Source organism: Candidatus Eisenbacteria bacterium, assembly GCA_005893305.1.
Lineage (GTDB): Bacteria > Eisenbacteria > RBG-16-71-46 > SZUA-252 > SZUA-252 > WS-9.
Genome location: VBOZ01000008.1, coordinates 63030 through 73349 on the forward strand (window position 1 = coordinate 63030; position 10320 = coordinate 73349).

At 67.2% G+C, this 10320-nt stretch carries 9 protein-coding genes; all 9 read right to left on the bottom strand.

Annotated features, from left to right (window positions below):
• Positions 1–4: 4 nt before the first annotated feature.
• Positions 5–1546 carry a lipid-A-disaccharide synthase gene (lpxB, locus tag E6K79_01580; GenBank protein ID TMQ66638.1) on the bottom strand — a complete coding sequence of 514 codons (1542 nt, stop codon included), beginning with the start codon at positions 1544–1546 and terminating at the stop codon, positions 5–7.
• A complete protein-coding gene (locus tag E6K79_01585; GenBank protein ID TMQ66639.1) occupies positions 1183–2196 on the bottom strand; it encodes a Gfo/Idh/MocA family oxidoreductase in 1014 nt (337 codons plus the stop codon). Before E6K79_01585 ends, lpxB begins: the two co-directional genes overlap by 364 nt.
• A complete protein-coding gene (gene lpxA, locus E6K79_01590) occupies positions 2151–3059 on the bottom strand; it encodes an acyl-ACP--UDP-N-acetylglucosamine O-acyltransferase (GenBank protein ID TMQ66640.1) in 909 nt (302 codons plus the stop codon). Before lpxA ends, E6K79_01585 begins: the two co-directional genes overlap by 46 nt.
• Positions 3001–4335 carry a bifunctional UDP-3-O-[3-hydroxymyristoyl] N-acetylglucosamine deacetylase/3-hydroxyacyl-ACP dehydratase gene (locus tag E6K79_01595; protein TMQ66641.1) on the bottom strand — a complete coding sequence of 445 codons (1335 nt, stop codon included), beginning with the start codon at positions 4333–4335 and terminating at the stop codon, positions 3001–3003. Before E6K79_01595 ends, lpxA begins: the two co-directional genes overlap by 59 nt.
• Complete coding sequence (lpxD, locus tag E6K79_01600; protein ID TMQ66642.1) at positions 4332–5186, bottom strand: UDP-3-O-(3-hydroxymyristoyl)glucosamine N-acyltransferase; 855 nt, start codon at positions 5184–5186, stop codon at positions 4332–4334. The genes E6K79_01595 and lpxD overlap by 4 nt, the downstream gene beginning before the upstream one ends.
• Positions 4898–5338 (bottom strand): hypothetical protein, encoded by a 441-nt coding sequence (locus E6K79_01605; protein ID TMQ66643.1) that lies wholly within the window; start codon positions 5336–5338, stop codon positions 4898–4900. Before E6K79_01605 ends, lpxD begins: the two co-directional genes overlap by 289 nt.
• 66 nt (positions 5339–5404) lie before the next feature.
• Positions 5405–5998: an OmpH family outer membrane protein gene (locus E6K79_01610; GenBank protein ID TMQ66644.1), complete on the bottom strand. Its 594-nt coding sequence runs from the start codon at positions 5996–5998 to the stop codon at positions 5405–5407.
• A gap of 16 nt (positions 5999–6014) precedes the next feature.
• Positions 6015–8468 (bottom strand): outer membrane protein assembly factor BamA, encoded by a 2454-nt coding sequence (bamA, locus tag E6K79_01615; protein TMQ66645.1) that lies wholly within the window; start codon positions 8466–8468, stop codon positions 6015–6017.
• The coding region (locus E6K79_01620) for an ATP-dependent Clp protease ATP-binding subunit (protein ID TMQ66789.1) at positions 8456–10320 on the bottom strand (1865 nt) is incomplete at its 5' end. The genes bamA and E6K79_01620, both read right to left, overlap by 13 nt.

Sequence of the window (10320 nt, forward strand, 5' to 3'; positions counted from 1 at the left end):
CGCCTCAGCCAGAGGACGCCGCCGCGGTGGCCGGGCGTCGCTCGGAGATGAACTCGAGGAGGGCATCGGCCGCGCGGCCGGCGGAGCCCGCGCCGCCAAGGCGCTCCTGGAGCGAGGCGAAGGCGGCGCGCTGCCGCTCGCGCTCGGCCGGCACATCGAGGAGCGTCGCCGCGGCGGAGGCGATCCGCGGTCCGGTCGCGTTTCCCTGGATCCGCTCCGGCGCGGCGTCCGACTCCGCGACGATATTGGCAAGCCCGATCCGCTGGAGGCGCACCACGCGCCGCGCGATCGCGTAGTTGAGGGCGCCGGTCTTGTAGACGATCACCATCGGCACGCCGAGCGCGGCCGTCTCGAGCGTCGCGGTTCCCGAAGCCACGAGCGCCAGGTCCGCGGCGCGGAGCAGTGTCTCCGAATCGCCGCGATGGTGGATCGGCGCGATCAGCCGCCACAGATCGGCCACTCTCCCGCGCGAGGCGATCCCGGCGACCGGTCCCGCGTCGCTCACCGCGACCCGGATCCCCCGTGCGCCGTGGTTCACGAGCCGGGCGGCCGCCTCGAGCATGGGCCCGAGGTGGCGGCGCACTTCGCCGCGGCGGCTCCCCGGAAGGACCGCGATCAAGGTCTCCGAGGGAGCGATCCCCAGCCCGCGGCGTGCCTCTTCGCGCCGCCCGGGATCGGTGGTCAAGGCGCCGGCGGGATGCCCCACCCAGCGCGCCCGCGCTCCCTCGCGGCTCAGGATCGCCTCCTCGAAGCGGAAGAGCAGGAGCGTCAAATCCACGTCCTCCCGGAGTCGCCGGACACGCCCATATCCCCAGGCCCAGATCTGCGGACAGACGTAGTACACCACGCCGCGCCCCATGCGGTGGGCCGCTCGAGCGAGCCCGAGGTTCAATCCGGGCGAGTCGATCGGAAGGAAGATCGCATCGGAACGCCGGGCCAGCAGATCCACGAGCGCCGCGCGGGCGCGGCGGATCGCGGGAAGGTGGCGGATGACCTCTGCGAAGCCCATCACGGCCACCGACTCCATCGACGCGACCTCCGTGAAGCCGGCGGCGCGGAGCGCCGGACCCCCGAGGCCCGCGGCTTCAACCGAGACTCCGCGGGCGCGCAGGGCGTCGAGAAGCGCCGCGCCGAGCCGGTCCCCCGAGGGATCGCCGGCCGACACGATGAGGCTGACCGCGGTCAGACCGGAATGCCCTGGGGGAGAATCGGCGCGATCTGCCGCCCGATCAGATCGGCCGCCCGGAGCGCGTCGAGAGCCGTCTCCGACTCCGCCCACGAGCGCGCCGGCTCGGCCAGGAGGGAGAGGACGTGTCTGAGCTCGGACTCCAGCGGATCGCTCTCCGTTACGCGAATCGCGAGCGGGCGAATCCGGCGCATCCAATCGCCGGCCTCCGCCCCGGCCGACGCGGGGGCGAGCGAATACGCCTCGATCGTCCGATTCAGGCAATCGATCGAGAGGTACTCGCTCGACTCGAAGAACCGGATCTTGCGGACCTTCTCGCGCGAGATCCGGCTCGCCGTCAGGTTCGCGACGCAGCCCGATTCCAGGACCAGCCGGGCGTTCGCGATGTCGATCCTCGGCGTGAGGACGGGAACCCCGACCGCGTGCACCTCCACGATGCGCGAGCGCGTGGCGAGGAGGGTCAGATCCAGGTCGTGGATCATCAGGTCGAGGACGACGTCGACGTCGATCCCCCGGTTGACCGGCGGGGCCAAGCGGTGGGCTTCGATGAACTTGGGGGAGCGAAGGTGCGGGAGCGCCGCCGCGACGGCGGGGTTGTGGCGCTCCACGTGCCCGACCGAGAGGACGCGCTCGGCGTGGCGGGCCGCTTGAAGCATCCGCTCGCCCTGCTCCGGGTGCGCCGCGATCGGCTTCTCGACGAGGACATGCACCCCGCGCCCGAGCGACTCGATCGCGAGATCGGCGTGCGCGGGGGTGGGGGCCGCGATCGAGACGAGATCGACCTGATCCAGGAGCGCTTCGAAAGAATCGAAGAACTTGAGCGCGGGCTCCCCGGCCGTCCGCCCGCGGGCGCCGGGGTCGGGGTCATAGGCCCCCGCGAGCGCCACCCCCTCGATCCGGGACCAGGCGCGCGCGTGGTGGGTGCCTAAGTGGCCGACGCCGACCACCCCGACGCGAACCGCTTTCACCGGACGATGCCCCGCTCCGAGCTCCGGACGAATTCCACGAATTCATGGACCTCGGGATACGGCTTCAGCTCCCCCTGGATCCGATCGAGGGCCTGGGAGACGTTGAGCTGGGAGCGATAGAGAATGCGATAGGCGCGCTTGAGCTCGAGGCGAACCTCGGCGGGGATCCCCCTGCGATCCATTCCGATCGCGTTCAGCCCGCAGGCCCGGAGCGGGTTCCCGGCCGCTTTCACGTACGGCGGAACGTCTTGAGGCACGCGCGAGCCGCCGCCGACGAACGCGTGGCAGCCGATCGCGACGAATTGGTGGACCGGTGTGAGGCCGCCGAGAATCGCGTACTCGTCGACCCGGACGTGGCCGGCGAGATTGACCGCGTTGGCGAGGATGACGTGGTTTCCGAGGCGGCAGTTGTGCGCGACGTGGGCGTAGGCCATCAGGAGCACGTGGTCGCCCACGAGGGTGGTCTCCCCCTCTTCGGTCGCGGCGTGGATCGTCGCGTACTCGCGCACGGTCGTGTCGTTCCCGATCACGACCTCGCTCGGCGCGCCGCGATACTTCAAGTCCTGGGGCAGGTTCCCGATCACCGCCCCGTGATGGATCTGGCAACGGGCCCCGATCGTGGTGCGCCCCTCGATGACGACGTGGAGCCCAACGCGTGTCCCTTCCCCGAGCACGGCCTTCGGGCCGATGTACGAGAAGGGTCCGATCTCGACGCCCGGACCCAGCTCCGCCCCCTTTTCGACGATCGCGGCCGGGTGGACCGACGGCCTGGCGTGCTCCCGCGCGCTGGGGAGCGGGAGCACCGCGCCCTCGACGCGGGCCCACGTCCCGGTCAGGCGATCGACTTCAGGGACTGCGCTCGACAATGCTTGAGAGAAGCTCTGCTTCCGCGACGAGGTCTCCATCGACGTAGGCCTTCCCCTCCATCTTGCAGATCCGTGACTTGAGGCGGAGCAGGGTCAGCTCGAACCGAAGCTGATCCCCGGGCCGCACGGGCTTCCGGAACTTCGCGTTATTGATTCCCATGAAGTAGACCAGCTTGTCTTTCGGGCGCTCGACCGTGTTGAGGAGAAGCACTCCCCCGCACTGCGCCATGGCCTCGATGATCAGCACCGCCGGCATGATCGGATGACCCGGAAAATGGCCCGAGAAAAAGGGCTCGTTGATCGTGACGTTTTTGATGCCGACGACCCGATTCGCCTCGAGGCTCAGGATGCGATCGATGAGCAGGAACGGGTACCGATGCGGCATGATCTTCTGGATCGCGTTGATGTCGAGCTGAATCGGGCCCGAGTCTCCGTTCGAGGTCGCCGTGCGGAGCAGGTTGCCCGGCTCCTCCGCGGCCGCAAGCCGCTGGACGAACCTCACGTTGGTCGCGTGGCCCGACTTGATGGAGAGGAAATGCCCCCGGGCCGGGCGCCCGAGCAGATAGAGGTCCCCGAGAAAATCCAGGATCTTGTGCCGGACGAACTCGTCTTCGAACCGGAGCGGCTCCTGGTTCATGATCCCGGTCGGCTGCACGACGACGGCGTTCTGGAGCGTGCCGCCCAGGATCATCCCCCGCGCGCGGAGCTTTTCCACGTCGCGCTCGAGCACGAAGGTGCGCGCGGGCGCGATCTCCCGGATGAAGACCTCCGGATCGATGTCGTAGGTGGCGTGCTGGGTGCCCCGCCAGGCGTTCGTGTACTCGATCGTGAAGGTCACGCGCAGGCCGTCGTGCGGCAGCCCCACCAGGATGACCCCGTTCTCCTCGTAGCGGACCGGCTCGGTGACCCGGAAGTAACGCCGCGGCGCCGGCTGCTCCACGATCCCCGCGTCCTGAAAGAGGCGGACGTAGGGGCCCGCGCTGCCGTCGGCCGGCTCGGGCGGCTCCTGCGCGTTCAGGGCGATGATGAGATTGTCGATTCCCAATCCGGCCGCCGCGGCCAGGATGTGCTCGACCGTGTGCACCTCGGCGTCGCCGTTCTTCAAGATCGTCCGCCGCATGTGGTCGGTGTCGACGCGCGCGTAACGGGGCGCCACCGGAATCTCGGGCTTGCCGGGCAGGTCGAGCCGGACGAACCGAATCCCCGTGCCCGGCGCGGCCGGACGGAACTCGACATGACAGCCGACGCCGGTATGGAGGCCGACCCCGTCGTACGCGATGACGCGGCCGAGCGTGCGCTGGTTGGGAGTGTTCACTTGAGGCTGGAGGGACCCTCGAGCTCCTCGACGCGCCGCTTGAGCTGGCGAACCGTCTGGAGGAGCTCGGGCAGATGCCGCAGGCTGGCCTCGATCCGCATCGCTTGCGTGACCGGGAGGGCCGGATATCCGAAGAGTTTCTCGCCGGGCTTCACCGACTTCGATACGCCCGACTTGGCGCCGATCATAGCGCCGGCTCCGATCTCAATGTGCCCGACGACGCCGACCTGGCCGGCCAGGACCACGTCGTCGCCGAGGACGGTGCTTCCCGAGATCCCGACCTGGGCCACGATGATGCAGTTCTTGCCCACCTGGACGTTGTGGGCGATCTGGACCAGGTTGTCGATCTTGCTGCCGGCGCCGATCCGGGTAGTCCCGGTCGTCGCGCGATCGATGGTGACGCAGGCGCCCAGCTCCACGTCGTCCTCCACGACGACGTTGCCCACCTGGGGGAGCTTGCGGTGCACATCGCCATCGCGCACGAAACCGAATCCGTCGCTTCCGATCACCGTTCCGGAGTGGATGATCGCCCGCGCTCCGATCTCGCATCGCTCGCGCAGGGTCACGTTCGGATAGAGAAACGCGTCGGCGCCGATCCGCGCGCCGGCGCCGACGAAGCATCCAGCCTGGACGACCGCGCGCGGGCCCACGGAAACGCCCCGTTCCAGGACCCCGACGCGTCCTTCGCCACGACCGCGGTCGCGTGGACGCCCTGGGCCGGCCGCTCCTCGTCTCCCTGGAAGAACCGGACCGCCTTCAGGAAGGCCAGGTACGGGTTCGGGTTCTGGATCAGCGGCTTCGCCACGTTTCGGTGATTCTCCGCGACGATGATCGCCGACGCGTGAGTGCACGCGAGGTACGGCTCGTATTTGGGATTGGCCAGGAACGTGAGGTCCCCTTCTTTTTTTTTGCGAATGCCCGCGACCCCCGTGATCTCCACGGTGCCGTCTCCGACGACTAAGCCGTCGATGGCCTTGGCGACCGTATCCAGCGTGACCTTCATTCGCGGCTCTCTATCGGAGACAAGTGTGACGGCAGGAGGGTTGAAGCACCGGGCCGAAGGCGCGTCTCACTGCTGGCCTTGATTGCCCGTATTCTGATTGGTTCCGGAACCCTGGTTGGTCCTGGGTGTCGTTCGGCGGGTCCCCTCGTCCTCCTGGCGCAACGCCAGAAGAACCCGGTCGGTCAGATCGAGCGCCTTGTCCAGGATCAGGGAGTAGCCCTCCTCGGTTCCGAACTCGGCCACGATCGCGTGCACGCGGTCGACGATCGGCTTCAGGTACTCTTCGTTCAGCTTCGAGATTCGCCCGCCCGGACCCCAGTTCGTCTGGACGAACGTTTCGTATTCGCTCGACTTCCGCTGGATCTCCCGATTCTGCTCATCCTTCTTGGCTTCGCTGAGCATCGGACCCTGCTGATCCAACTTTCGCTGGAGCTCGTCGATTTCGGTCTTCTTCTCTTTCGCGGTCTTTGAGAGCTCCTGTACTTCCCGGTTGAACGACTCCTGCGCCTCCCGGGTTTTCGGATACTCGGCAAAGATCCGGTCCGAGTCAATGAACCCGATCTTGATGTCGGCCCGGACGCTGACCGCCCCCGCGAAGAGGGCCACGATCACGCCCGCAAGGGCCCACACTAGCGCACCCCTGCTCCTCTGTATAGTCATAACCTAACCCCTTTTATCACAAGGTATTGCCCAGCTGGAAGTGGGTCTTCCAACCGGGCCCTTCCTCCCGGTCAAGGCCGTAGCCCAAGTCGAAGCCGATCCGGCCCAGCGCCGGAACCTCGAACCGGACCCCGAAGCCGACGGATCGGCGAAGATCCCCCAGGTCGATCTCGCGCGTCGAATTCCAGGCGTTCCCCGCGTCGAAGAACAGGAGGCCGTGGAGCGGCTCCGCGATCGGGAACTGGATCTCGGCGCCGGCGACGAGCATCCTCCGCCCGCCCGGGTAGCGCTCGAGCACCAGGCCGGTCACGGGGTCCCGCGTGATATTGGTCCGGGGGACCACGTAGTAATCGGGGTACCCCCTCAGGTAGTCGACCGCCGTGCCTCCCAGCCGGAACCGCTCGTAGTCGGGGACGCTGGAGCCGCCCAGAAAGCCGGTGCGGGCCCGGAGCATGAGCACCAACGGTCCGCTCAGGCGGCTGAAGTTCTTGATGTCGAACGTGCTCTTGTAGAATTCCTCGACCCCGCCCAGAGCCCCGCCCGCGACCGTGTTGGTCCAGGTCGTGCGCGATCCCTTGGAAGCGTAGAACGGATTATCCGTGCTGGTGCGAGAGAAGCTCAGCGTCACGCTGCTCACGAGGCGCGGCCAGTCCGTGTTGCGGAGCGTCGTGAGGTTGCTCGATTCGCCGGGTTGGTGCGCGATAAAATTGGAGAGGGTCACGTTGCGCAGGTCGTAGGAGATCAAGCCGCGGGTATAGTCCGGCCAGGACACCGGCCTCCCGAACCGGATCCCGCCGCCGACGTCCTTCCGGTTGTAGACGTCCAGCTCCCGCTCGGTATTGAAGAGGCTGAACCCCGCGGTGAGCGGCGTATCCCGGAACCAAGGATCGGTGAAGGCGATTTCGTAGCTGCTCCGCTTTCCGCCGCGCTCCAGGTGGAGATTGACGCTTTGCCCGTTCCCGAACAGGTTGTTGTGCCCCAGCTCCACGAAGCCGGTCAATCCCGTGCTGCTCGCGAACCCGGCCCCCGCGCTCGCGGTTCCCGTCTGCTTCTCCTGCACCTTGAGGGTGAGCTTGATGTCGGCGCTGTCACCCGTCGGCTCGTAGTCGACGTTCACGTCCTGGAAGAAGCCCAATCCGAAGATGTCGCGCTGGGTACGGATCAGCGCGGAACGCCGGAAGACGTCGCCCGGACGGACCGACGCCTCCCGCCGCACCACGTTTTCCTTCGTCCGCGTGTTCCCCACGATCTCGAGGTCGGCGACGCGGGATCTCGACCCCTCCTGGATCGCGAACTCGATGTCCACGATCGAATCCCGCTCGGTGAATTTCGGCTCGATCGAGAGGTAGAGGAATCCCTGCTCCTGGTAGAGCGTGTACGCCCCTTCGAGCGTCTTGTGGATTTGGGCCTCGCTGTACGGCCCTCCGGGCTGGACCGCCGTCACGGACGTCAGTATCGGCGTTGGGACGACGGTGTTCCCGCTCCACAAGGCGATCCCGAAGCGGTAGCGCGAGCCCTCACGTAGATAAACGTGGAGGGCGACCCCCGTTCCGTCCTCGGTGTAGACCGGGCGGATCGAGTCGACATCCGCGTCCTTATAGCCGCGGCTCCGCATGAAGAGCCGGAGCTGGGTGGCATCCTGGTCGAGCTGCGAGGGCTTGAAGGTTCCCCCCCGCAGGAACCCGGGCATCTTGCTCTTCATGGCTCCTCGAAGGTCGGCGGGCTTGAACGACGGACCGCCCCCCACCGCGTGGAAGACGACGCCGCGGACCTTGACCTTCGGGCCCTCGTCCACCACGAAGACGACCTGCACGACGCCCGCGCCGGCCGGATCGGTCCGCGCCGTCACCTTGGCCCGAGGGTATCCATCCTCCGCGTAGGCCTCGGTGATCTTTCCCGCGTCGAGATCGAGCGTCCCTTGATCCAGAAGCTGGCCGTCGGCGATGGTCAGCTTGGCCTTGAGCTTCGATTCCTCGATCTTCTTGGCGCCCTGGAACCGAATCCCCTTGATCCGCGAGCGCTCCTGCACGACCACCGTGAGCGTCACGCCGTCCCCCTCGACCGCGTCAACGACGTTGACGTCGGTGTAGAGCCCGCTCTGGTAAAGCTTCCGGACGGCCTCCCGGACGGCCTCCCGGGTGTAGGGGTCGCCGATGCGAAGCCCGAAGGTCCGGATGATGACCATGGAGTCCACGTTGACGAACCCCTTGGCGCGGATCGCCCGGATGATCTTGCCGGCGGCCGCTCCCCCGTCGAGGGGCGGAACGATTGGGACCTGGAGCCCGGCCGCGGAGTCGGTCGGCGCCAGGCTCGGGATTCCCTCGATGGCGAGGCCCTGGCGAGCGCTCAGGAAGAGACCGAGAGATCCCGCCACGGCAAGCCAGACGAGCGTCCGCCGAACGAGGCCCCCGCGGGGCGCCGTCGTCGCGGACCTCCCTGTCCTCTCGAGCGGGCCGGTCAAGAAGAGAATGTCAGCTCATCGCCCTGGCGGGAAACAACAACCTCGCTCCCATCTTTCAGGTGGCCGCGCAGCACGTGCTCGGAGAGAGGATCCTCGATCAGCTTCTGGATGCTGCGCTTGAGCGGCCGGGCGCCGAGGGTGACGTCGAAGCCCTTCTCGATGAGGAGCTCCACGACCGTATGGTCGAGCGTCACGCGGATGCCGTTCGTCTTCAGGCGATCCGCGACCTGCTCCAGGAGGATTGCCGTGATCTGGGCCATCTGCGGTCGCTCGAGCGGATGGAACACGATCGCCTCGTCGATTCGATTCAGGAACTCGGGATTGAACGACTTCTTGAGCTCGTCCATGACCGTTTGCTTCATCCCGGTATAGGACGACTCCTCGCTCCGCTCCGAGAACCCGAGGCTCCGCCCGCCCTTGATCTGCCGGGCCCCGAGGTTCGAGGTCATGATGAGGACCGTGTTCTTGAAGTCGACCTTCCGCCGCAGGCTGTCGGTCAGCTGGCCGTCGTCAAGTACTTGTAAAAGGATGTTGAAGACGTCCGGGTGCGCCTTCTCGATCTCGTCCAGGAGGACGACGGAGTAGGGCTTCCGCCGCACCTTCTCGGTGAGCTGGCCGCCCTCCTCGTGGCCGACGTATCCCGGCGGGGCGCCGATGAGGCGCGAGACCGAGAATTTCTCCATGTACTCGGACATGTCGATCCGGATCAGCGCGTCGGGATCGTCGAAGAGGAAGCGCGCGAGGACCCGGGCGAGCTCGGTCTTGCCGACGCCGGTCGGGCCGAGGAAGATGAAGGAGCCGATGGGACGGCGCGGGTCGCGAAGCCCGGCGCGGTTGCGCCGGATCGCGCGGGAGACCGCGGCGACCGCCTCGTCCTGGCCCACGATCGACTTCCGGATCTCCTCCTCCATGCGGAGGAGCTTCTCCGATTCCTTCTCCTCGATGCGCGCGATCGGGATCCCGGTCATCCGCGCGATCACCGTGCTGATCAGGTCCGCGTCCACCGTGGCCTGGGTCTCGTGCTTGATCTCGGTCCAGTTCTTCTTCAGTTCGCGAAGCTTCGCGCGGAGCTCCTTCTCGCGGTCGCGGATCCGGGCGGCCTTCTCGAACTCCTGCTGCTGGATCGCCGCCTCCTTCTCCTTCGCCACCTCCTCGACCTGCTTCTCCAGCTCGCGCACCTCGGTCGGAATGGCCGAGATGCTGAGCCGCGCACACGCGCCCGCCTCGTCGATCACGTCGATCGCCTTGTCGGGAAGGAACCGGTCGTTGATGTAGCGGTCGGCGAGCTTCACCGCGACGGTGATCGCGTCGTCGGTGTATTTGGCCCCGTGGTGCGCTTCGTACTTGTCGCGGAGGCCCAGGATGATCTGGATGGTCTCATCGACCGAGGGCGGGTCGACCATGATCGGCTGGAACCGCCGCTCCAGGGCGCCGTCCTTCTCGATGTACTTGCGGAACTCGTCGAGCGTGGTCGCCCCGATGCACTGGAGCTCGCCGCGGGCCAGGGCCGGCTTCAGCATGTTGGACGCGTCGATCGCGCCCTCCGCGCCTCCGGCGCCGACGATCGTGTGGAGCTCGTCAATGAAGATGATCGTGTCCTTCGATTCGCGGATCTCGTTCATGACCGCCTTGAGCCGCTCCTCGAATTGGCCGCGGTATTTCGTGCCCGCGACGACCGCCGCCAGATCGAGCGTCACGATCCGCTTGTCCTTGAGCGTCTCGGGGACCTTGTTCTCGACGATACGCTCCGCGAGACCCTCCGCGATCGCGGTCTTGCCGACGCCGGGCTCACCGATCAGGATCGGATTGTTCTTCTTCCTGCGGGAGAGGACCTGGATCACGCGCTCGATCTCGGACTCGC